We start from the raw sequence: 22,404 nt of genomic DNA on the forward strand, positions 1-22,404 counted from the left end.
GCAATGACAGCGATGACGCTGCAACCGCATTACCGCACGGTCTGGATTTCAGACGTCCATCTGGGGACACGTGGATGTCAGGCAGACCTTCTATTGGATTTCCTCAATGAAGTGACGGCAGACACCTATTATCTGGTGGGTGACATTATTGACGGCTGGCGCCTCAAGAAAAGCTGGTACTGGCCGGAAAGTCATCATGCCGTGATCACGACAATCATGGAAAAGGCAAAGAATGGCGCCAAAGTCATCTTCGTCCCCGGGAACCATGATGAATTCGCCCGCGAGTTTGTCGATATGACTTTTGGCCATGTCGACGTTAAAATGAACGATATCCACGTCACCGCCGATGGCAAGCGCCTTTTGGTCATCCATGGCGATGAATTTGACGGGGTCGTCAAATATGCCAAGTGGCTGGCCTATCTGGGTGACACCGCCTACAACCTTGCCATTACACTCAACCGCTATTTCAACGGCGTTCGACGCCGCCTTGGTTACGGATACTGGTCGCTTTCGGCCTATCTTAAGAACCGGGTGAAGAACGCGGTTCAGTTCATCTGCAACTTTGAAAATGCCGTCGCCCACGAAGCCGCCAAACGCAAGGTGGATGGCGTTGTTTGCGGACACATCCATCACGCCGAAAAACGCAAGATCGGCGATGTGCTGTATTGCAATGATGGTGACTGGGTTGAAAGCTGTACGGCCCTTGTCGAAGACAAGGAAGGCAAGCTGGAACTGCTGCACTGGGCCGAAATGCGCCAGATGGCGATGAGCCATTCAAGCCCCGGTCACGATGCGGCAAGCGCCCCGTCACTTGGCCTCGGCAAATTGATTTCCATGTTTCGTATCGCCCATGAAGCGGGCAACTCTGCATCGGGCTCTTCGAAAAAGGGCAGTGATGCACCGATTGGAAAGACTGCATGAAAATACTGATCGTAACCGATGCCTGGTATCCGCAGGTCAACGGTGTTGTCCGTACCCTTGAAACCGTACGGGGCGAGTTGGGCGAGATGGGACATGACGTTCATGTCATCTCGCCCGATCAGTTTAAAACCATCCCCTGCCCGACTTATCCGGAAATCCGGCTGGCGCTTTTTGCCAAACGCAAAATGGCCAAGATGATCGAGGCCCTTCATCCCGTCGCCATCCACATTTCCACCGAAGGCCCGCTGGGTCAGGCCGCACGGGCCTATTGCCTTAAGCGTGGCATTCCGTTTTCGACCGCCTATCACACGCGTTTCCCGGAATATATTCATGCCCGCTGGCGCCTGCCGCTTTCGATCCTTTATCGCGGCATGAAGCATTTCCACGGCAAATCGCAATCCGTCATGGTCGCGACCGAAACCCTGCGTCAGGAACTGTCCGACTGGGGCTTTAACAACCTGCAAATCTGGTCACGCGGTGTCGATCTGGACCTGTTCCGCCCCCGCCCGGACGCCAGTTTTGGCGATTTCCCAAAACCGCACTGGCTGTTTGTCGGCCGGGTTGCGGTGGAAAAGAATATCGGCCATTTCCTGGATCTTGACCTGCCGGGTACGAAATTCGTTGTCGGCGATGGCCCGCAACTAAATGAGCTCAAGGGCAAGTATCCCAACGCGCAGTTTCTCGGCAAAAAAATTGGTGAAGAACTGGCAACGGCCTTTGCCGCGGCCGACGTCTTTGTCTTCCCCAGTAAGACGGATACTTTCGGCCTTGTGATCCTTGAAGCCCTGGCATCGGGCACCCCGGTTGCCGTCTTCCCGGTTCAGGGACCAGCCGATATCGTGCGTGGGACCAAGGCCGGCGCCATCGATGCCGACCTGCGCGAAGCCGCCTTGGCCGCGTTGGAGCTTAAAAGTGACGATGCCCGCGCATTGGCCGAACAATATAGCTGGCGCAATTCCGCCAACCAGTTCCTGCACAATCTGGCACCGTTTTCCGGTGGGTTTGATGGTGTTGAGGCAACCCGCATTTCACTGGATGACGCGGCAAATACCAGCGCAGCAAAGTCAGCGGTCGCAGAACCGGATCACGCGCCTGAAACCGTGGCAGGCAAAGCACCTGTTGGGCAACCAGCCCAATAGGTCGCACGCCTGATCAGCGATAAAGGCTTTTGCGCAAGGTGCGATATGCCCAAAGACCGTTGAGCGCATCCGTGCCCAACCAGCGACGGAACGGGCGCAGCATCAGATAGACCGGGCGCAAAAGCCTGATCACCTTACGCAGCGGTACTAATTGCGGTGCAGTTGCGCCAGCAGCCTCGACATAGGCCTGCCATCCGGCACGCAGCAATTCCGGGCGTTTTTTAAATTCACGCTGGATGGAAAACACAAACAGCAAGATGTCGCGCGCCTGGGCATCAATCACCGGCATGCGGGCGTTTGGATCTTCTTCGAAATCGATAAAGCCGATCTGATGATCGTCGCGCAGTGTCATGTTGCGAAGCAGTGGCGCACCATGAGCAACCCCTTCGCTGTGCAATCTTGCCAAGGCCGCACCGGCGTCAACAACATGGCGACGGATGGCATCATCATTGCCCTTGTCGACATCATCTTCGATGCAGGTTTTAAGGATGCGGCCATTATCGCCAATCGCAATCCAGTTTTCACCGACGTCAATCAGATCCGGGACCAACACACCAAGGGCGGCAAGCTTGCGCAAGGTCGCGGCCTCGCTTTCAAGGCCCTTTTGCCCGCCGGGCGATACGGTCGGGCGCAACAATGGAATACCGGTAATGTTGGCCGCAAAGCGCTGAACGCTGTGCCAGACTTTATGTTTGGCCGGAACTGCCTGTTTGACCCAAATGCGCCGGTTATCCCAGCGCAGCGGGAAAACCCGTGCCCCGACACCCTGGGCCACGGTGCGTTCGACAAGTGCGTGGAGTTGCTCGTTCATTTATTTGTCTTATATGTCGCAGTTGGCAATCTGCTGTTATGCAGACCATTTTTGTGTCCGTTAAAGCGTCTCAGCAGCTTGCCGCCCTTGTCCGAGCGTGCTAGCAACAGCGCGAGTATTTTACTTTTATGATGCCGTATCCATAACGATAGTATCAATTCGATACAATCTGGAAATGGCGAAGAAGGCCGGGATCAAATCATTGCCAAAGAATTCGTTGGATCATACTGCAGAACACTGGGGTACCTGGCCGCTGGTCAAGCGTATCGTGCGAGATGCGGTTGCCCCCTATCTTGGCAAAATACTGCTTGCCCTTCTCTGCATGGCGCTGATGGCCGGGGCGACCGGCCTTTACGCGCTTTTGATGGATCCGATCATCAATGATGTTTTCATCAACAAGAAGGAAAACATGCTGGTACCCGTCGGGGCGGCAGTTCTTGGATCCTTCGCCCTCAAAGGCTTTGCCAACTATGGCCAGACGGTTTTGATGAGCTATGTCGGCGGGCGTATTCTGGCCGATCTGCAAAACAGCCTGTATGAGCATGTCATTCGCCTTGATATCGGCTTTTTCCACAGCACGAATACCGGCAAGCTGATCACGCGCTTTACCAACGACATCACCGCGATGCGCGCAGCAGTTTCAAACTCGCTGACCGGTTTTGGCAAAGACCTTCTGACTGCTGCCGTCCTTGTCGGCGTGATGTTCTACAAGGACTGGTTGCTTGCGATCATCGCCTTTACCGTATTTCCCGCTGCGATCTATCCGATTGCGCGACTGGGTAAACGCATGCGCAAGGTCTCTGCCAACACCCAGCAACAGATTGGCGAATTCGCCACCTTGCTTGAACAAACCTTCCAGGGCATTCGCCACGTGAAGGCATATGGCATGGAGCCCTATGAATGTTCGCGCATGGGCAAGCTGGTTGAAACCGTCTTCAAACTGAGCTTCAAGGCATCGACGGTTAGCGCGCGTTCTTCCCCCATCATGGAAACACTTGGTGGTGCAGCAATCACCGCGATCATCATTTATGGCGGCAACCGCGTGATCGACGGGGCAAGTGACCCCGGAAGCTTCTTTGCCTTTATCACGGCCTTGCTGCTGGCCTATGAGCCGGTCAAACGTCTGGCCAATATCAACATCACCTTGCAGCAAGGCCTTGCTGCATCCCAGCGCGTCTTCACGGTTCTAGATATTGAACCTGAAATCAAGGACGCACCGGATGCCAAGGAGCTCGCGGTTTCAGGTGGCAACATCAACTTCAAAAACGTTGCCTTTGCCTATACCCCTGAAATCACAGCACTGCGCGAGATTGATCTTGATATCAAGGCGGGCGAAACCGTGGCCCTTGTTGGCCCGTCGGGTGCGGGTAAATCGACCATCCTCAACCTGATCCCGCGTTTCTATGACATCGATCAGGGTGCCATCACCATTGATGGTCAGGATATCCGCAATGTAACGCTTGAAAGCCTGCGCAAGGCGACCGCGCTTGTCAGTCAGGAAATCACCCTGTTTGACGATACGGTGCGTGCCAACATCGCCTATGGTCGCGCCGGCGCCTCGGATGCCGAGATCGAACAGGCCGCACGTCAGGCCGCCGCCCACGACTTTATCGGACAGCTTCAACATGGCTATGACACGATTGTCGGCGAACATGGTGTAAAGCTGTCGGGTGGGCAGCGTCAGCGTATTGCGATTGCGCGCGCCATGCTGAAAAACGCGCCGATCCTGTTGCTTGATGAAGCAACCTCGGCCCTTGATACGGAATCCGAACGCCATATTCAGGGGGCTTTGGCCGAACTGATGAAAGGCCGAACGACCCTTGTGATTGCGCACCGTCTGTCGACCATCATTGATGCCGACAAGATTTGCGTTGTCAGCAATGGTCGCGTGACCGAACAGGGCAAACACGAAGAATTGCTAGCACTGGGAGGGGCTTATGCGCACCTCTATAACTTGCAATTCTCGGAAGAAAACGGAAACTGATCCGGACAACTTCGGGAATATCGGGCGTGCAGTGGCATAAACGGATCATAAAAAGCGATACAATGCGCAGCACACTGTGCTGGCTGGCGGCGTTTTATGTGCGCCTGATGCGTGCCACAGGACGCTGGCGCACCAAAGGTGGTGACCATCCGGCCCACTACCTGACGGAAGGCAAACCGTTTATCGTTGCCTTCTGGCATCAACGTCTTTTGATGATGCCCTATACCTGGCGATCTGTTGGCGGGGACCGCCCGTTTAACATGTTGATTTCATCGCATCGTGACGGGGAAATCATTTCTCGGACGATTGCGCGCTTTGATATCAAGACCATCGCCGGATCGACCGGCAAGGGCAAAGGCGGTGCTGCGGCGCTTCGCCAGATTCTCAAGGCACTGAAAGCCGGCGAAGTTGTCGGCATGACGCCAGATGGGCCGCGCGGCCCGCGCATGCGGGCATCCGACGGGATCATTCAGGCGGCCCGTATGGCCGGTGTTCCGATTTTCCCGCTGACCTATTCGGCTTCCAACCGCAAGGTCATTCAAAGCTGGGATCGGTTCATTTTACCGCTGCCCTTTTCACGCGGTGTTTTTCACTGGGGCGATCCGATTTTTGTCGACCGCAAGCTTGATGACGAAGGCATGGAAGCCAAACGGATCGAGCTTGAAAACGCCCTGACCAGGCTCACCCAGGAAACTGATCGTGAACTTGGTCTTGCGGTGATCCCGCCTGCTGCCCCCGATGAACTGCCCAAGCAAAAGCGATCTGCCATCGCGGCGGGGGAAACCGGATCATGAGCCTGTTTTACGCCTATCGCGCGGCAACCCGCCTGCTTGGTCCGGCGCTAAACCTTTATCTGAACCGTCGCAAAAGCCGCGGCAAGGAAGACGCAGGGCGCATTGGGGAACGGTTTGGTCATCCGGGTGCGGCCCGCCCCAAGGGCCATCTGGTCTGGATTCACGGGGCCAGTGTGGGGGAATCCCTGTCGGCCTTGCCGGTAATTGATGAAATCCGTCGTCTTTATCCGTCGGCATCCATTCTGGTGACGACCGGCACGGTTACATCGGCGACCATGATGCATGCCCGCCTGCCCAGGGGCGTTATTCACCAGTTCGTCCCGATTGACCGTCAGGTCTGTGTCGCGCGTTTCCTGCATCACTGGAAACCTGATGTCGCGCTTTGGCTTGAAAGTGACTTCTGGCCAAATCTGCTGACCAAGGCAAAGAAAGCCGGTGTCAGTCTTGCATTGCTCAATGGGCGCATTTCGGAAAAAAGCTTTAAGGGATACTCACGCTATCCGTCCTTTATCCGGCCGGTTATTTCTGCGTTTGATTTGATCCTGACCCAAAGCGGTGACGAAACCACGCGATTTGAAAGCCTCGGTGCGACATCGGTCCGGGCTGTTGGCAATCTTAAATTTGCCGCTCCTCCCCTGCCTGCCAATGAGGCTGATCTGGCAAAGCTTCAGGAACAGATTGGTCATCGTCCGGTCTGGCTGGCCTCAAGCACATTTAAGGGCGAAGAACATATTGCCGGCGACGTGCACAAAAAACTCGCCAGCGACCATAGCGGCGTGCTGACCATCATCGTGCCGCGTCATCCGGATCGCGCCGATGATATTGAGGCCGATCTGGTCGCACAGGGCCTGCAGGTTTCGCGCCGAAGCCTTGGTCACGACATCACACCGGGTACTGATGTTTACCTTGCCGATACCATGGGTGAACTTGGCCTGTTTTACCGCATCGCGCCAATCGTCTTTATGGGCAAAACCCTGTCTGCGGGTGGCGGTCAGAACCCGCTGGAACCGGCACGATTGAACTGCGCCATCTTGCACGGCCCGGATATGAGCAACTTTGCCGCCATCAGCGCCGAAATGCTGGCAAACGGTGCCTGCCGCCCGGTGACCGATGCGGATGATCTTGCACGACAGGTTGCCGCCCTGCTTCGCGATCCTGACTCCACAGGGAAAATCGCCAAAGCCGCACTTGATTACGCAAACTCCAAGGCCGAAGTGCTCGATCGAACGCTTGATGCCCTGCGCCCGTTGTTGGCGCAAAAGGGCATCAAGGAGGCCAGTGATGCGTGATCCGGAATTCTGGCAGCATGACGGCGTCATTCCCAAACTTCTAAGCCCGCTGTCCGCAGCCTGGCGGGCGGGCACCTGCTTTCGCAAACTGACAACCACACCGCGCCATCCCGGCTGCCCGGTTTTCTGCGTCGGCAATTTCACTGTGGGTGGTGCCGGCAAAACCCCGACTGCGGTCGCACTTTACAATCTTCTGACAAGCCTTGGCCGGACGCCGCATTTTGTCAGCCGCGGCTATGGCGGATCGCTTGAAGGCCCGCACCGGGTCAATCCGGGCGTTGATACGGCTGACAAAGTCGGCGATGAACCACTTTTGCTCGCCCAGCATGGCCCTGCGTGGATTTCACGCAACCGTGCCCTTGGCGCCGAAATGGCGGTTGATGGCGGTGCAAATGCGATCATTCTTGATGACGGATTGCAAAATCCAACCCTGATCAAGGATTGCAGTTTTGCTGTGATCGACAGCAACTATGGCATTGGCAATGGCCGCGTCATGCCCGCAGGCCCCATGCGCGAACCGCTGATCAGCGGTCTTGAAAAGGTGCGGGCCATCATTCTGATCGGCGACAAGACGCCCGACTTTATCACGCGCCTTCCGGCTTCCGTTCCGGTGTTGCGCGCAACGATTGAGGCGATCAACGCGGGTGATTTCAATCAATCCCGTGTTCTGGCCTTTGCCGGGATTGGCCAACCGTCGAAGTTCTATGACAGCCTCCGGAAGGCTGGCGCGCAAATCATCCAGACACGTGATTTTTCAGATCACCACCCCTTTACGGCGCAAGAACTTGGCGATCTGCGTGCCGAGGCGGCACGGCTTGATGCCAGACTGGTCACGACCCAAAAAGATCTGATGCGCTTGCCATTACAGGACCGGGACGGCATAAGCAGTCTCGACATTCGTCTGGTGTTCAAGGCACCAGATCAGCTCGCAAAGATTGTGACATCAGTACTTGCCGATGGATAAGAACAGCCAACTTTACAAAATGCGCCAGAAATACATCTCCCACCCGCTTCAGGGTTTCGGGGCGTATCTGGTCTACTGGATGTTTGCGCTGATGCCCGCGGACATGGCATCGGCGGTTGGCGGTTGGCTTATGCGTACCCTGGGCCCCAAAGTCGGTCAGACGAAAAAGGCACGCAACAATCTGGTTGCGGCGTTCCCGGAAAAGTCCCCCGAAGAGATCGACAAGATCATTGTTGGCATGTGGGACAACCTTGGCCGTTCGGCAGCCGAAATTCCCCATCTGCATAAAATGCGCCCGGGTGGACCCCGCATTGAAATCGTTGGCATTGAAAATGGCCTTGCCACCAAGACCGATGACAAACCCGGCCTGTTCTTTTCCGGTCACATCGGCAACTGGGAAGCGACCATGTGCATCGCCGAGGTGCTTGATATGGACATGATGAGTGTCTATCGCGCACCGGATAATCCGTGGGTAGAAGGCCTGTTCATGCGGGCCCGCAAAACCTTTAAGGGGAAACTGGTCAAAAAAGGACCGGAAGGTGCACGCAAGCTCACACGCTATCTAAAAGATGGCGGTCATGCCTGCATGCTGGTCGATCAAAAAATGACAGATGGTATCGCCGTGCCGTTTTTTGGCCGGGATGCGATGACAGCCCCGGCACTGGCACAGTTTGCCCTTAAATACGATGCGCCAATCATTCCCATTCGTTCAGAACGCCTGAATGGTGCGCATTTCCGTGTGACGTTCTATCCACCACTGGAAGTTCCCAAAACAGGCGACCGGCACGCCGATATTCTGGCTACCATGACCGAGGTCAACGCTGTCATGGAAAAGTGGATCCGCGAACGCCCCGAACAATGGCTTTGGCTGCATCGCCGTTGGCCGAAGTAAATCCGACTGGCGTTTCGATCGGGCATTAACCGAATAGGAACCCTGTTGGCGCAGACTGGCATTTCGTCCGCTGTCGAACGCGTCTTCGGAGCCCGCCTTTTTGCGCCGCTTGCTGATCATTTTCTGTCTTATTCTGGCCGGCTCGATCTTTGTCGTCTGGCCTACAATGGCGCTTGATCAGGACGACACGACCATTCGTGAAACGGCACGCGACATCCGGTTGCGAATTTCCGAACTTGATCAGCAGCTCAAGGAACATCTGAAGCGTGCCCTTGAAGAATTCGGCAATCGGCAAGTTGAATGCACCTCTGATCAACCCCGAAAATCATTGTCGCAATGTATCGAAGAAGATGCGCGCGATCTGACGCGAACAACCATCACAATCGCCTCTGCCGGGAAGGATGATAAAAACCTTCTTGATGATCTGGCCGACACCGAAGAACGGTTTGCCCTGTTCACCCGCGAGATGAACAAAACCAATGATCTTCTGGCTCGCGCAGGTGCAAGGCTTTACCTCAACAGTCTTGATGTTGCACCGGAAATGGACCAGTTGCGCCGTGATGTGATTGTCTTTGTCGAACGCAAGCAGGCCTATGAACTACGCACCAAACAGGCGCTTCTGATCGCAACGGTTGCCATCATTCTGATTGCGATCTTTTCACTGATTTTCGCCGTTATTCAGCGGTTCAGATAAGCCCCTCAGAACTATCGGCCGATCAAACAATGATCTGATGACCACTGCGTCGCCCATCCCCGGTCGCCGAAAGCATGTCGCCCGACTGATTTACCTTGGCCGCATGCACCCCGCCAAAGAACATATCCTCGCAATCCCAGCGCTGTTGATTGCCAAGGCTGAGCCCATCAAGCAAAGCATCATCAAATCCCGGCTCGACCGATAACAATTCATCTTCGACATGCATGCGCGGGGCCGAGATCGCCCCGTGCAGGGTCATGTCAAACGCATCGATATTAAGCAACACCTGCAGCATGGTTGACCGGATCCGGTTTGACCCGCCAGAACCCAGCGCAACTGACGCCCCGTCCTGCCCGAGATAAAGCGACGGGGTCATCATCGATGTCATGCGAACACCACACGGCCAGTTATGGAAACCATCCGGTGACAGATCGGCCTCCCCCAGCATGTTGTTCATCATGATCCCGGTGCCCGGCACGACCCGCCCCGATGTGGAGCCGTTTGAAATCGTCGCCGCGGCAAGATTGCCATGTTGATCAACCACCGAAATATGGGTGGTGCCATTCTGACTAAGCGGGCGTTCGCCAATCATCAGACGATAACGTTCGCACAGCTCGTCCGCCAGGATCGCCGGGCGCGCACCATATTCCCCACGCGCCAAACCCGTGGCATGAATGATCCGCGACACCGCTTCAAGATGACGTTCAGAGCCAAACGCCCCCAATGCCATTTCCCGCGTAAGCTTAAGGCCAAAACCAACCAGAACCCCGCCCGATGCCGGTGGCGGGTTCAGGACAAACCGCCCCTTGCGTCCGGACACCAGCAACGGATCACGCACCAAAACTCGATAGCCTGCCAGATCCTGTGCTGTGAGATATCCACCATGCTCGGTACATCCGCGCACAAGGGCGGCACCAAGGTCACCTTGGTAAAAACCCTCTGCCCCGTTCTCGACCAGATAGTTGATGCTGCATGCCAGATCGGGTTGCCGATGAAGCACACCGGCATCAAGCAGCTCGAACTCATCGGCTCCGGTTTTGCCAGCCTTGCCAAACACCTTGCGGCTTTCGGCGCAGAAGCCCAAAAGCGGCTCGACAATCCCCATGACATAGCGTTGAAAGGCATCAAGTTCCACGCCATCGCGCGCGGCACGGATTGCTGGCTCCGCCAGTTTCGCCATCGGGAGTTTGGCAAGATCGTCATGGACGGCAAAAAGCCCCGCCACCACGCCCGGTGTTGCCACCGAACCATAGCCACCATGGAATTCCTGGGTTACGCCACCGGCAAAGGTCGCAAGGCGGCTTTCAAACTCAAGATTTTCACGCGATCGTTTTTCAAGCGGGGTTTCAACAAAGAAATCATAAAGCCGTGGCGTCTGCCCGGAAGGCCGCGCCATCACAAAACCACCGCCCCCCAAGGATGCCAGAACCGGCTCCGCCACACAGGCCGCCCACATCGCGGCAATCACCGCGTCAAAGGCATTGCCACCTTCGTCAAGCACACGGGCCGCCGCATCTGCGGTAACGGCATGTCCTGCGGCAACGGCCCCGTGGGTTTTCATGGCTTATGTTTCCCGTTACTGACTGGCGTTTGCGGTCTTTTGTGCTTCTTCCATCGGTGGCACCAGCAACTGGGCATCAACCCGTGCTGCCCCGACATTGACCCGCCAATCCAGATGCGGCCCGGTCGCACGACCTGATTCACCGATTTTGCCGATCAAATCGCCCTGTTTAACGACGTCGCCGACCTGCACATCAATTTCTGACAGATGCAAAAATGCCGACACCACGCCAAGCCCATGATCGATAAACAATGTCGCACCGGAAAAATACATATCGGGATGGGCCAGCGTCACAATGCCATCCGCCGGGGCCACAACCGGGCTTCCGGTCGGAAGGGCAATATCAACGCCCCAATGCGGTGCACGCGGCTCCCCATTCAAGATACGCTGCGATCCATAAACCCCGCTGATCGGACCAACGGCGGGCCAGATAAAACCGTTTTCCAGGAAGTTCTCGGTAAACCGTTCGGTGCGTGCTTCGCGGGCCTGGCGTGAATCATCCTGAATGCGGCTGATGACGCCCGGATCGGGCGTCACCATTTTGGGTGCCAACCCGTCAATCCGTTGAACATTAAATTCGCGATCACCGATCTCGTAACTGAACGCTTCAACACTGCCATCGGCATGCCGGATGCTGACCCGTGCCGGGCCTTCGTAATCGCGCGGGAACCCCAGAACAAACCGGCCATCGGGTGCTATGGTATCAATCGCCTCGTCATCCAGCAGCACTTGGGACCCGGCATCTGTCTGCCCGAACACAATCCCGCCCTGAACAAACTGCCCCTGATAGGTCGGCTCGGCCGCCTGTGCGGAAAGACTAACCGCCAAAAGGCCCGCTGCGGCCAGCATGCCGGAAATGGTCATACGCATTACAGAAGGCTCCCTTGTCTGTCATCGTCTTTGGGGCTTGGATTTTTCTTCTTCGCCGGTTTGGGTTTGGCGGATTTTTCCGGCGCAGATATGGCGGCGTTTTGATCTGCGATGGTAGCGCTATTATCCCTGCCCGGCACGGGCTTTGATGTCGCCACCCCCTCGCCCGCCGTGACAGGCGTAATGCCATCGCCCATCTCAAGATCATAGGTCTGACCTGTGACAAGATCGGACGACTTACCAATAAGTTTGCCCTCCCCGTCGCGGACCACCGCAAACCCGCGTTTCAGCACATTGCGATAGGAATAACTTTCCAAAAGCCGGTCATAGCGGGCAAGTCCTTCTGCCTCGCGGGTCAGCGTATTGCGAACCGCCCCCTGCAAACGCGTACCAAGATCAATGATCTGTTTGTCGGCACGGGCAATGTCGCGTTTGGCGTCACTGGGCCGAAGGCCCGCCGCGGCACGATCAAGGCGAGATTGCTGCATCTGAAGGGCGGATTTCATCGCACCATCCAGACGCAATGCCGCGTTTTCCAGACGGCCGCGCTTTTCCGAAAGCTGTTCACGCGGGCTGACCAGTCGGGCGCTGGCCTCGTTCAACCGGGCGCGGGCTTGTTGCGTGACATTGACGGCTGCGCGCGGCAAACGATCAGCCCAGTTATCAAGGGTCTGGCTGCGTTCCTCGAGCATGCGTTTGGGATCTCCGAGCCCACGGGCAAGACTTTCAAGCGCCGTTTTCTTCTCAACGCCCAAACGCCGGACGGCTTGCGCCAGACGAAGACCATCTTCCTCGACCTGACCAATCAGCTCGACGCGGACCGGCACGGCCTTTTCCGCCGCCCCGGTGGGCGTCGGCGCACGCAGGTCCGAAACAAAATCGATCAGGGTGGTATCGGTTTCATGGCCGACCGCCGAAATCACCGGAATATCAGACTCGGCCACCGCACGGGCAACGACTTCCTCGTTAAACGACCACAGATCTTCAAGCGATCCACCACCGCGCGCAACAATCAGAACATCCGGGCGCGGGATCTGGCCATACGGCAAAAGATCGTTAAACCCCCGCACGGCCTCGGCCACCTGTTCGGCCGCCCCCTGCCCCTGCACGAGTACCGGCCAAAGCAAAACCCGGCGCGGGAAACGATCGCGCAGGCGATGCATGATATCGCGGATCACGGCACCCGTGGGCGATGTCACAATGCCAATGACATCGGGCAGGAACGGGATCGGCTTTTTGCGGTCCGGATCAAAAAGCCCTTCGGCGGCGAGTTTCTTTTTGCGTTCTTCCAGAAGCTTTAAAAGCGCGCCTTCGCCCGCAACTTCCATCGTCTCGATCACGATCTGGTATTTTGATCGGCCTGGAAATGTCGTCAGGCGCCCGGTAACGATGACTTCCATGCCGTCTTCGGGCACAAGGCCAAGCTTGGCCGCCTGCCCGCGCCAGCACACGCCATCAATCACCGCCTTGTCGTCTTTAAGCGCAAGGTACATATGCCCGCTGCTGGCGCGCTTGAACCCGGAAATTTCGCCGCGCACCCGCACGAACGAAAACGCATCCTCCACGGTCCGCTTCAGCGCGTTTGACAGGTCGGAAACCGAAAACTCGGGTGCATTTCCCGATTTTACGGGCGTTTCGGGAACCGGGGCATAAGGGTCGAACAAATCTTGCGTCATCAAGGGTACTTTATGCTAAAAGCCCGCCTAATAATTTTGCGGGGTGGCAATTAGGTCTAGCCTAGTTCATCGCGCATGGACCATCAAGCAATCGGACAAGTCGAAGGATAAAGTCATGAAGGTTCTGGTCGTTGGCGGCGGCGGACGTGAACACGCATTGTGCTGGGCAATTGCGCGCAGCCCGCGCATCTCCAAACTGTGGTGTGCACCGGGCAATGCCGGGATTGCAGACAGCGCCGAATGCGTTGCGATTTCCGATAGCGACATTGATGGTCTGGTAAATTTTGCCTCGGACAACGCGGTTGATCTGGTCGTTGTCGGCCCCGAAGCCCCGCTGGTAGCAGGCCTTGTCGATGCACTGGATGCCGAGGGCATCAAATCGTTCGGTTGTTCCAAGGCAGCCGCCCAGCTTGAAGGCTCCAAGGGCTTCATGAAGGACATGGTGGCAAAGTTCGGTGTGCCGACTGCTGCCTATGGCCGCTTCACCGATCCCAAAGACGCCAAGGCGTTTGTCGAAAAACAGGGCGCACCGATTGTGGTCAAGACCGATGGTCTGGCCGCGGGCAAGGGTGTGACCATTTGTATGACAAATGACGAAGCCTTTGCTGCCATTGAAGAATGCATGGTCGGCGGCAAGTTTGGCGATGCTGGCGCAGAAATCGTGATCGAGGAATTCCTCAAAGGTGAGGAAGCCTCATTTTTTGCTGTTTGTGATGGCGAAAACGTCATTCCGCTGGTCGCAGCCCAGGATCACAAGGCGGTTGGCGAAGGCGATACCGGCCCGAACACGGGCGGCATGGGCGCTTATTCCCCGGCCCCGGTCTTTACCGATGCAGTCGAAGCCAAGGTCATGGATCAGATCATCATCCCGACCGTCAAGGGCATGGCCAACGAAGGCCACCCGTTCAAGGGTGTTTTGTTTGCTGGCTTGATGATTGATGATGCGGGCAATCCGAAACTGATCGAATACAACATTCGTTTTGGCGATCCGGAATGTCAGGTGCTGATGACGCGTCTGAAATCAGATGTGCTTGATATCCTTGATGGGGCAGCCACCGGCAACCTCGATCAAGTCAAACCGGAATGGCACGATGAAACCGCGATGGTCGTTGTTATGGCCGCCAAGGGGTATCCGGGATCCTACGAAAAAGGGACCGAGATCAAAAACGTTCCGGCGGCGGACGCCATGGACAAGGTCAAGGTCCTCCATGCCGGTACCAAGATGGATGGCGACAAACTGGTTGCGACCGGTGGCCGCGTTCTTGGTGTGACCGCGCGCGGTGCGACGGTGACCGAAACGCAGAAACGCGCCTATGAGGCGGTTGATGCAATTGATTGGGATGGTGGTTTCTGCCGCCGCGATATCGGCTGGCGCGCGGTTGCCCGCGAACAGGGCTAAGCCGCAAGCAGACCAAGCTACCGAAATCAAAAGACCGGGTTACGCAACCCGGTCTTTTTTATGGCCGAAGATTTCTGGTTTCCGGCGTGATAACGGATATGGCAGCGGCCCTGATCATCAATCTCGATATCGGCGGCAACGCCAAAAACATCGTGCAGGTTTTGCGATGTCAAAATCTGTTCGGGTGTGCCAAGCGCAATCAGCTTGCCACCATTCATCATCGCAATCCGGTCACAAAACATCGCCGCATGGTTCAGGTCATGGAGTGCTGCCACCACGGTGACAGGCAGCGCACGCACCAGTTCCAGCAGGCCCAGTTGATGATGGATATCAAGATGGTTGGTCGGTTCATCAAGCAACAGGAAGTCAGGCTGCTGCGCCAAGGCACGGGCGATGTGAACGCGCTGCTTTTCACCCCCCGAAAGCGTATGCCACATCCGGTCCGCAAACGGCCCCATTTCAACACTGGCAAGGGCTTCGCACACGATGGCGTCGTCGTGCCCTGACCATGGTGTCAGCAAACTGAGATAAGGCGTTCTGCCAAGGGCGACGGCATCGCGCACGGTAATGCGGTCGATGGTATCGGCCTGTTGTTCGACAAAGCCGATATGACGGGCAAGGTTGCGCCGACCGATTTTCTTCATCGGTTGGTCCCCCAGCAATGCCTGCCCGGTCGACGGCGCACGAATGCCGCCCAGAACCGACATCATGCTGGTTTTGCCTGATCCGTTTGGCCCAATCACACCCAGGAACTCGCCCCGTGTCACGTGAAGCGACACGTCGCTGATGATCTTTTTAAATCCGGCATTCCAGCCGACATTGCGTAATTCAAGGCTCATCGCAACACCCGCCCATGACACAGGATGATCGCAAAGGCCGGTGCACCGATCAGCGCCGTGATAACCCCGATGGGCAGGACCTGACCATCAAGGATGATGCGCGATACAATATCGGCCGCCACAAGAAACACCGCCCCGATCAGAGCCGATGCCGGCAACAGAAATCCGTGCCGTGTTCCAACAAAGAACCGCGCGGCATGGGGAATGACCAACCCGACAAAGCCGATGGACCCGACGATACTGACCATCACTGCGGTCATCGAGGCAGCAATGGCAATCAACACCACATAAACCCGGCGCACCGGCACACCAAGGGATGCTGCCGACTCCACACCAAAGGTAAAGGCATCAAGCGCACGGGAATACCAAAGGCAAACCAGCAAGCCGATAACGGCAACCGGCAGCGCAAGATAGACATCAGGCCATCGCACGCCACTTAGATTACCAAGCAGCCAGAACATTACCCCGCGTGCCTCGTCCGCCGTGGCGGCCTTGGTCACGATGAAGGACGTTAACGCGTTAAACAGTTGTGATCCGGCTACCCCGGCAAGAATGATCGCACCGGCCCCGCGCCCGGCCGGAATGGCCAAAAGGGCAACAAACCCGAATGCCACCAGCGCGCCGACAAAGGCGCCAAGTGACAGGGAAACCATGCCCGCGCCAAACCCCAGAATGGCAACGCTGACTGCACCGGTCGATGCCCCGGCCGAAATCCCCAGCAAATAAGGATCAGCAAGGCTATTGCGCAAAAGTGCCTGCAACACTGCGCCGGACAGCGCAAGGGACGCCCCGCAGGCCGCCGCCACCATGGCGCGCGATATCCGGTAATTCCAGATGATCCCGGCATCAATCGGATCAACGTCATAGCCCGCCTGCCAAAGATGATTGGCAATGGTCTGAAAGACGGTACCAAGGGGAATGTGTGTTTCCCCCTTGGCCGCGGCCATTGCGATGACGCCAACAAGCAAAACCAAAGCACCAAGACTGACACCAGCCCGCGCAAGATATGCCCGACCCGCCAGCGATTGCCGAGGTGGCTGAACCGGCTGCTGCACTGGCGTTGTTTCAAACATTGAATTCTCCGGGCATATCATGCGCCTTTGGCAGTGCAGGTCAGTTCGAAGCGCTCAGTCTTTCGACGGCTTCGGCAAGTGTTTCAATACCATTGATCAGGCGGATGGTCGGATCCATCGACTGGGCGTCCATCACCACGATATTGCCATTGCGCACCGCCTTCATCTGACTTGCGACCGGATCGGTTTTCAGGAAGTCCATCTTGACCTGCCAGTCATCGGCCGGAAAACGCCGACGGCCCATTTTGCCAATCACAATGATATCAGGATTGGCGCGCGCGATGGTTTCCCAGCCAACGGTCGGCCATTCTTCATTGCTGTCGATGATGTTGCGAACACCAAGTTTACCGGCGATATAGCCCGCTGCACCGTTTTTGCCGGCCACATAGGGATCACTGTTGATTTCGGGACTGGAAAACCAGAAGACAGCGGATACGTTGTCATGGCCGCTTGCCGTCACACGCGCCAATGAGCTTTCCTGACGTTCCTTCAAGCTGGCAATCAGTGCGTCGCCGCGATCTTCGACATCAAAGATTTGCGCAAGATCGGAAATCTCGCGATAAATCAGATCCATAGTGAAGCCTTCGTGACGCACCCCGTCACCGCCACCGGCATTGTCCTTGCCCACACAATCAGCGGGTGCGGTGTAGACCGGAATGGACAGTTCGTTGAACTGTTCGGTGGTGCCAACGGTGCCCTTGGGCCCGACATGCCACTGATACTGGGTGGCAACCAGTTGCGGCTTTTGCGCGACAACGGTTTCGAACCCCGGATCATTGTCGGCCAGACGCGGCACAGATGCGTTGACGTCCTTGAATTCATCCATCACCGGGCCAAACCAGACACCCGTACCCTTGACCTTATCGGCCAGGCCCAACGAATAAAGAATTTCGGTCGTGCTTTGGCCCAGCGACACCACGCGTTCCGGGGCCGCATCAAATTGCAACACAGTGCCGCAGTTCTCGATACTGACCGGATATTCGGTTGCGGACGCAAATGAAACAGATGAAATAAGACCAGCGGCAAACACCCCGACCGCCAGTACACGTTTATCGTGATTGATCACTTTTAGTTCCCTCTTGCTGATGGGCTGATCCGGGACCGTTTTGGATGATCCAGTTTCAACACATCGTCAAATGTTATGTTATACCATAACATCAGTTTTGCTGCTGTCAATGGACTGGCAAAAGTGTCAGGAGATGACGGAAGATGTCGGCCTTAAAGCTTAGAAAACCTGGGCTAAACTGTTGGGCCAAGACACGTACCGACATTCTCCGGGGCACCCCGCCCGGTCCGTCGTCTTCGTGTCGGCAGGTCTCCTGGCTTACGGGTCAACGCATTTTCCCTGGCCTTCCCGGGTTGATCCCAGTGGCATTGGTCAGAAAAATGCTCGCCGCCTACAGTTGCGGGGGCAGCTTCGGTTAATGAGCCAATATTCGGCCCATCTCGAATTCCCTTTATCCGATATTCGGATACCGACACGTCACGGTTAGATTAAACCAAAAACACGGTCAAGGAAATTGGCAGACCACCAGCGGCATTAACGCTGCGCCTCCATGCATAAAAAGCAATTGATACGACCTTGAATTTGCCATGTTTCATCCCGATTACCTCCACACTGCCGGGTATGCTTTCCCGACACCTCAAACCACAGGAATGTGATGAACATGACGACTTCTGTTGAACGCAGACGCTTTTTGAAATCCATCGCGGCAGCCGGTCTTATCCTGCCGGGAATGTCGATCTATCAGCATGCTTTGGCAGATGTCGACGGCCTTGATCTGGGTTCGGCACAGCCGTTTGATTTTGCCGATTTGATTGCACGCGCCAAATCCATGGCCGCATCGGCATATGAAGCACCCGTTGCGCCAAACCCGGACATTGTCGGCAAAATCGATTACGACACCCATGGCAAGCTGCATTACAAACGCGACCATTCGCCGTTTTCCGATGGGTCGGGCACCTATCCGCTGACCTTCTTCCATCTGGGTATGTATTTCGCCAAACCGGTGCATATGTACCTTCTGGAAAACGGGCAGGCGCGCGAAGTGATCTACAAGCCCGAATACTTTGACATGCCCGAAGACAGCATTGCCCGACAGTTGCCCGCCAATAGCGGCTTTGCCGGTTTCCGCCTGCATGAAAATCAGGCGCGCGATGACTGGAAGACCCAGGACTGGGCAGCGTTTCTTGGCGCATCGTACTTCCGCGCGATTGGGGATCAAGGCCAATATGGCCTGTCGGCGCGAGGCATTGCGGTCAATACGGCGACCTCGGTGCCCGAAGAATTCCCAGATTTCCGTCAGTTCTTTATCGAACCGGCCAAAAATCCCGAAGACCCGGTGACGGTCTATGCCCTGCTGGATGGCCCCAGCATCACGGGGGCTTATAAATTCCTGCTTTATCGCGGCGAAGGGGTCACGATGGATGTCGAAAAACATCTGTTTTTGCGCCGTGACATCGAACGGCTTGGCATCGCACCGCTGACCAGCATGTTCTGGTATTCCGAACAGAACAAATCGTTCCGCTTTGACTGGCGTCCGGAAGTGCATGACAGCGACGGGCTGGAGCTTTGGACCGGCGGCGGCGAACGCATATGGCGACAGCTGAACAACCCGGAAACCATCCGCGCATCTGCGTTTGGTGACAATAACCCGCGTGGTTTTGGTCTGATGCAGCGCGATCGCGATGTGGAAAACTATCTGGATGGTGTGCGTTATCACCGCCGCCCCAGCCTGTGGGTCGAACCGCAGGGCGATTGGAATGACGGTGCGGTTCAGTTGATCGAAATCCCGACCGACGATGAAATCCACGATAACATTGCCGCCTTCTGGGTCCCGAATGGCCCCGCCAAGGCGGGCAACAGCTATCAGTTCAAATACCGTCTGTACTGGCAGGCCCATAACCCGTTCCCGGTCAAGGAACTGGCAACCGCAACCGCAACCCGCATGGGCCGTGGCGGGGAGCCCGGCACCAACCGGCCCAAGGACGAAATCAAGTTTTCCGTCGAGTTCGAAGGCGAGGTTCTGGGAACCCTTGCCTACGGCGAATTCCCCGAAGTGGTTGTGACATCCTCGCGCGGGGAGATTGTCCGCACCAAGATCGAACCGATCATGGATACCCGCATCTGGCGGGCGGCCTTTGACCTGAAGGCCGCGGGCAATGATCCGGTTGACCTGCGCATGTATCTGAAACGCGGTGACGAACCGCTCAGTGAAACCTGGATGTTCCAGCACCTGCCGGCCGTTGGCAACCAGCAACAGGGTTAGGGTTAATGCGGGGCCATGTCAGCAGACTGGCTGGCCCCGCCCTGCCCAAGGATCGCCATGACATCGCGGATTGGCGGTGCGCCAAACATGCGGGCATATTCGCGACTGAACTGTGACGCGCTTTCATATCCGACCGCGTAGGCCGCAGATGCAGCATCCTTCATTTCGGCCAGCATGATCTGACGCGCCGTCGTCAGGCGGAGCCGCTTTTGGTATTGAAGCGGGCTCATGGCTGTCACCTGCTTGAAGTGGTGATGGAAGGAAGACGGGCTCATATTGGCGCGATTTGCCAGGTCTTCCACCTTCAGCGGCTTGTCGAAGTTATCCTTGATCAATTGAAGGGCGGCCGAGATCCGCTGCATGTTGCTGCCGCCGATAGCAAGCCCCGCAATCGCCGCCCCCTTGGCGGTACATAACAAGCGGTAATGCACTTCGCGCATCAAAAGCGGCAACATCACCGGCACATCATCGGGACGATCAAGCAGCTCAACCACGCGCAAGACAGCATCGGTCAGGCTTTCGGTTGTCTTTTCGACAAAAAGCCCGCGTGTGCTTTCGCCATCTGCACCCATCTTGATGTCCATGTTGGCAACAAGTTCGCCGAGGATCTTCGCATCCAGATCAAGTGACAGGCTGCGATACGGCGCATCCTTGGCCGCCAGCGTCACATGGCCAACAAGTGGCAAATCGACCGATGCGGCCAGCAGTTGGCCGGGCTCATAGCGATAAAGCTCGTCCCCCAGCGTGACTTCCTTCGCGCCTGAGATAATCAGACACAGGCAAGGCTTGTAGATCGTCGGTACCTTAAGGGTCGGGCCGGTTGATCGGAACATCCAGACCGGCTCAACAGCCGTGCGCACAGCGCCATCCGCCTCGCAGTATTTGTCAATCAGGTCACACAGCTTCTGATAGCTATCCATCGTAAAACCCTTTGTTTTCCATAGGCCCACTATACACCCGCCTTCACACGGACAAAGCACTCAATCTTCGATTTGGAGGATTAGGCAATCCAATTCGAGTTCTGTGTATTCATCAATCGGGGATTTATCGACAGAGTAAGCGCCACGAACAAACACCGACACACCAACCCAAGGAGCATGTCATGTCGAACCCAATCAACCATGTCGAAAACAAGACCGTTATCATCACCGGGGCCAGCAGCGGCATTGGCGAAGCCACCGCCCGCCTTCTTGCATCCCGCGGGGCGAATGTGGTTCTTGGCGCACGCCGCACAGAACGCCTTGATGAGATTGCCACCGAAATCGAAGCTGCCGGCGGCCGTGCCATGGCCCGTTCGGTGGATGTCACCAATGCCGATAGCGTCGAGGCACTGGTTTACAACGCAAACAACCTTTATGGCCGTGTGGATGCGATTTTCAACAATGCCGGCGTGATGCCGCTTGCCCCGATGTCGGCACTGAAAACCGACGAATGGGACAACATGATCAACGTCAATATTCGCGGTGTTCTGAACGGTATTGCAGCTGTTCTGCCGCTGTTTGAACAACAGGGCGGCGGCCATGTCATCAACACCGCGTCCATTGCAGCACACAACGTTTATTCAAGTGCTGCTGTCTATTGCGGAACCAAATACGCGGTCTGGGCGATTTCCGAAGGCCTGCGTCAGGAAAGCACCAATGTCCGTGTCACCACCATTTCACCGGGCGTGGTCGAGACCGAACTTGGCCACGATATTTCCGATCCGAACAGCAAGGAGCTTCTGACCCAGTTCCGTCAGGTATCCCTTACCCCGGATGCCATTGCGCGCGCTGTGCTTTATGCCCTTGATCAGCCCGCAGATGTCGACATCAACGAAGTCATCGTCCGTCCGACGGCATCGGCGTTCTGATGAAGATCATTCTGCAATCCTTGTGTTTTCTTTCCATGCTGGTGGTGTTCGCATCACCAGCATGGGCCCAGCAGGAGGCCGGTATGAACAAAAGTGCTGAAATCGCCCCGCACCCGTATGTCGGCATGTGGGTGACCAAGGATGGTCATATCCGCCAGGAACTGCGTGCCGATGGCCGCTATGACGAGGCCCGTGGCACACGTCAGTCGGCCTATCAGGGCGACTATCAGGTTTCGGGGAACTACATCACCTATCAGGATGACACCGGTTTTACTGCCGATGGCTATTTCGAAAATGATGTCCTGTATCACGGTGGCATGGTGATGTTCCGTGAAGTGCCGGAAAACTAAGTTCCGACGCCACCCAACCGAACAATCAAA

Annotated in this window: 20 protein-coding genes and 1 riboswitch; of the genes, 12 read left to right on the forward strand and 8 right to left on the reverse strand. The window is 56.4% G+C overall.

The genetic code is table 11. The features are described 5' to 3' along the window. Positions 1–3: 3 nt before the first annotated feature. Entirely contained in the window at positions 4–921 is a 918-nt protein-coding gene (locus TH4_RS17640; protein WP_064782154.1) for a UDP-2,3-diacylglucosamine diphosphatase, read from the forward strand. Then, positions 918–2,060: a glycosyltransferase family 4 protein gene (locus TH4_RS17645; RefSeq protein ID WP_064782155.1), complete on the forward strand. Its 1,143-nt coding sequence runs from the start codon at positions 918–920 to the stop codon at positions 2,058–2,060. The genes TH4_RS17640 and TH4_RS17645 overlap by 4 nt, the downstream gene beginning before the upstream one ends. Before the next feature lie 13 nt (positions 2,061–2,073). Here TH4_RS17645 and TH4_RS17650 read toward each other — a convergent pair whose 3' ends face one another. Continuing rightward, the gene (locus TH4_RS17650) at positions 2,074–2,871 is read right to left on the reverse strand and encodes a BUD32 family EKC/KEOPS complex subunit (RefSeq protein WP_064782156.1); all 798 of its coding nucleotides are present in this window, start codon (positions 2,869–2,871) and stop codon (positions 2,074–2,076) included. Between the two features lie 175 nt (positions 2,872–3,046). Between TH4_RS17650 and TH4_RS17655 the strand changes: the two genes are divergently transcribed. The 6 genes from TH4_RS17655 (at position 3,047) to TH4_RS17680 (ending at position 9,488) form a co-directional block, all read left to right on the forward strand. Beyond that, a complete protein-coding gene (locus tag TH4_RS17655) occupies positions 3,047–4,855 on the forward strand; it encodes an ABC transporter ATP-binding protein (RefSeq protein WP_064782157.1) in 1,809 nt (602 codons plus the stop codon). Between the two features lie 62 nt (positions 4,856–4,917). Next, positions 4,918–5,649 (forward strand): lysophospholipid acyltransferase family protein, encoded by a 732-nt coding sequence (locus TH4_RS17660; protein WP_064782158.1) that lies wholly within the window; start codon positions 4,918–4,920, stop codon positions 5,647–5,649. Further along, complete coding sequence (locus TH4_RS17665; protein WP_064782159.1) at positions 5,646–6,938, forward strand: 3-deoxy-D-manno-octulosonic acid transferase; 1,293 nt, start codon at positions 5,646–5,648, stop codon at positions 6,936–6,938. The genes TH4_RS17660 and TH4_RS17665 overlap by 4 nt, the downstream gene beginning before the upstream one ends. Next, the gene (gene lpxK / locus TH4_RS17670) at positions 6,931–7,902 is read left to right on the forward strand and encodes a tetraacyldisaccharide 4'-kinase (protein ID WP_064782160.1); all 972 of its coding nucleotides are present in this window, start codon (positions 6,931–6,933) and stop codon (positions 7,900–7,902) included. The genes TH4_RS17665 and lpxK overlap by 8 nt, the downstream gene beginning before the upstream one ends. Continuing rightward, complete coding sequence (locus tag TH4_RS17675) at positions 7,895–8,794, forward strand: LpxL/LpxP family acyltransferase (RefSeq protein WP_064782161.1); 900 nt, start codon at positions 7,895–7,897, stop codon at positions 8,792–8,794. Before lpxK ends, TH4_RS17675 begins: the two co-directional genes overlap by 8 nt. Before the next feature lie 100 nt (positions 8,795–8,894). Then, entirely contained in the window at positions 8,895–9,488 is a 594-nt protein-coding gene (locus TH4_RS17680) for a hypothetical protein (protein ID WP_064782162.1), read from the forward strand. A 22-nt stretch (positions 9,489–9,510) separates the two neighbouring features. On the opposite strand, the gene TH4_RS17685 is transcribed toward TH4_RS17680, so the two are convergent. From TH4_RS17685 to xseA, 3 genes are read right to left on the reverse strand one after another with little or no spacing between them, the layout of a single operon-like run. Next, positions 9,511–11,049, reverse strand: a complete 1,539-nt coding sequence (locus TH4_RS17685; RefSeq protein WP_064782163.1) for a gamma-glutamyltransferase family protein — start codon at positions 11,047–11,049, stop codon at positions 9,511–9,513. Positions 11,050–11,064: 15 nt separating this feature from the next. After that, the gene (locus TH4_RS17690) at positions 11,065–11,919 is read right to left on the reverse strand and encodes a M23 family metallopeptidase (RefSeq protein WP_064782164.1); all 855 of its coding nucleotides are present in this window, start codon (positions 11,917–11,919) and stop codon (positions 11,065–11,067) included. After that, the gene (gene xseA / locus TH4_RS17695) at positions 11,919–13,595 is read right to left on the reverse strand and encodes an exodeoxyribonuclease VII large subunit (protein ID WP_064782165.1); all 1,677 of its coding nucleotides are present in this window, start codon (positions 13,593–13,595) and stop codon (positions 11,919–11,921) included. Before xseA ends, TH4_RS17690 begins: the two co-directional genes overlap by 1 nt. Before the next feature lie 115 nt (positions 13,596–13,710). Here xseA and purD point away from each other — a divergent pair, with 115 nt between their 5' ends. Beyond that, positions 13,711–14,994: a phosphoribosylamine--glycine ligase gene (gene purD / locus TH4_RS17700; RefSeq protein ID WP_064782166.1), complete on the forward strand. Its 1,284-nt coding sequence runs from the start codon at positions 13,711–13,713 to the stop codon at positions 14,992–14,994. Between the two features lie 26 nt (positions 14,995–15,020). Here the strand turns inward: purD and TH4_RS17705 are convergent, their stop codons facing one another. The 3 genes from TH4_RS17705 to TH4_RS17715 are packed head-to-tail and all read right to left on the reverse strand — an operon-like array spanning position 15,021 to position 17,972. After that, complete coding sequence (locus TH4_RS17705; protein WP_064782167.1) at positions 15,021–15,833, reverse strand: ABC transporter ATP-binding protein; 813 nt, start codon at positions 15,831–15,833, stop codon at positions 15,021–15,023. Next, positions 15,830–16,906 (reverse strand): FecCD family ABC transporter permease, encoded by a 1,077-nt coding sequence (locus TH4_RS17710; RefSeq protein WP_083997174.1) that lies wholly within the window; start codon positions 16,904–16,906, stop codon positions 15,830–15,832. The genes TH4_RS17705 and TH4_RS17710 overlap by 4 nt, the downstream gene beginning before the upstream one ends. A gap of 40 nt (positions 16,907–16,946) precedes the next feature. Beyond that, positions 16,947–17,972 (reverse strand): ABC transporter substrate-binding protein, encoded by a 1,026-nt coding sequence (locus TH4_RS17715; RefSeq protein ID WP_083997175.1) that lies wholly within the window; start codon positions 17,970–17,972, stop codon positions 16,947–16,949. 226 nt (positions 17,973–18,198) lie between these two features. Then, positions 18,199–18,401, reverse strand: a riboswitch (cobalamin riboswitch). 172 nt (positions 18,402–18,573) lie between these two features. Between TH4_RS17715 and TH4_RS17720 the strand changes: the two genes are divergently transcribed. Beyond that, a complete protein-coding gene (locus tag TH4_RS17720) occupies positions 18,574–20,175 on the forward strand; it encodes an OpgD/OpgG family glucan biosynthesis protein (protein WP_064782196.1) in 1,602 nt (533 codons plus the stop codon). A 2-nt stretch (positions 20,176–20,177) separates the two neighbouring features. Here the strand turns inward: TH4_RS17720 and TH4_RS17725 are convergent, their stop codons facing one another. Then, entirely contained in the window at positions 20,178–21,095 is a 918-nt protein-coding gene (locus tag TH4_RS17725) for an AraC family transcriptional regulator (protein WP_064782168.1), read from the reverse strand. A 182-nt stretch (positions 21,096–21,277) separates the two neighbouring features. On the opposite strand from TH4_RS17725, the gene TH4_RS17730 reads away from it, so the two are divergent. Together TH4_RS17730 and TH4_RS17735 are read left to right on the forward strand one after the other, a co-directional pair. Next, on the forward strand, positions 21,278–22,024 hold the full coding sequence (locus TH4_RS17730) for an SDR family oxidoreductase (protein ID WP_198155620.1): 747 nt from the start codon (positions 21,278–21,280) through the stop codon (positions 22,022–22,024). 83 nt (positions 22,025–22,107) lie between these two features. After that, positions 22,108–22,374, forward strand: coding sequence for an Atu4866 domain-containing protein (locus tag TH4_RS17735; RefSeq protein ID WP_238538722.1), 267 nt, complete (start codon positions 22,108–22,110; stop codon positions 22,372–22,374). The last annotated feature ends 30 nt before the right edge of the window (positions 22,375–22,404 follow it).

This window comes from Thalassospira tepidiphila MCCC 1A03514, assembly GCF_001662875.1.
In the GTDB taxonomy this organism is placed as follows: domain Bacteria; phylum Pseudomonadota; class Alphaproteobacteria; order Rhodospirillales; family Thalassospiraceae; genus Thalassospira; species Thalassospira tepidiphila.

Bases quoted from the DNA above. Each gene is read 5' to 3' on its own strand.
- TH4_RS17640 (WP_064782154.1), top strand. From the start codon at position 4: ATGACAGCGATGACGCTGCAACCGCATTACCGCACGGTCTGGATTTCA.
- TH4_RS17645 (WP_064782155.1), top strand. From the start codon at position 918: ATGAAAATACTGATCGTAACCGATGCCTGGTATCCGCAGGTCAACGGT.
- TH4_RS17650 (WP_064782156.1), bottom strand. From the start codon at position 2,871: ATGAACGAGCAACTCCACGCACTTGTCGAACGCACCGTGGCCCAGGGT.
- TH4_RS17655 (WP_064782157.1), top strand. From the start codon at position 3,047: ATGGCGAAGAAGGCCGGGATCAAATCATTGCCAAAGAATTCGTTGGAT.
- TH4_RS17660 (WP_064782158.1), top strand. From the start codon at position 4,918: ATGCGCAGCACACTGTGCTGGCTGGCGGCGTTTTATGTGCGCCTGATG.
- TH4_RS17665 (WP_064782159.1), top strand. From the start codon at position 5,646: ATGAGCCTGTTTTACGCCTATCGCGCGGCAACCCGCCTGCTTGGTCCG.
- lpxK (WP_064782160.1), top strand. From the start codon at position 6,931: ATGCGTGATCCGGAATTCTGGCAGCATGACGGCGTCATTCCCAAACTT.
- TH4_RS17675 (WP_064782161.1), top strand. From the start codon at position 7,895: ATGGATAAGAACAGCCAACTTTACAAAATGCGCCAGAAATACATCTCC.
- TH4_RS17685 (WP_064782163.1), bottom strand. From the start codon at position 11,049: ATGAAAACCCACGGGGCCGTTGCCGCAGGACATGCCGTTACCGCAGAT.
- TH4_RS17690 (WP_064782164.1), bottom strand. From the start codon at position 11,919: ATGCGTATGACCATTTCCGGCATGCTGGCCGCAGCGGGCCTTTTGGCG.
- xseA (WP_064782165.1), bottom strand. From the start codon at position 13,595: ATGACGCAAGATTTGTTCGACCCTTATGCCCCGGTTCCCGAAACGCCC.
- purD (WP_064782166.1), top strand. From the start codon at position 13,711: ATGAAGGTTCTGGTCGTTGGCGGCGGCGGACGTGAACACGCATTGTGC.
- TH4_RS17705 (WP_064782167.1), bottom strand. From the start codon at position 15,833: ATGAGCCTTGAATTACGCAATGTCGGCTGGAATGCCGGATTTAAAAAG.
- TH4_RS17710 (WP_083997174.1), bottom strand. From the start codon at position 16,906: ATGTTTGAAACAACGCCAGTGCAGCAGCCGGTTCAGCCACCTCGGCAA.
- TH4_RS17720 (WP_064782196.1), top strand. From the start codon at position 18,574: ATGACGACTTCTGTTGAACGCAGACGCTTTTTGAAATCCATCGCGGCA.
- TH4_RS17725 (WP_064782168.1), bottom strand. From the start codon at position 21,095: ATGGATAGCTATCAGAAGCTGTGTGACCTGATTGACAAATACTGCGAG.
- TH4_RS17730 (WP_198155620.1), top strand. From the start codon at position 21,278: ATGTCGAACCCAATCAACCATGTCGAAAACAAGACCGTTATCATCACC.
- TH4_RS17735 (WP_238538722.1), top strand. From the start codon at position 22,108: ATGAACAAAAGTGCTGAAATCGCCCCGCACCCGTATGTCGGCATGTGG.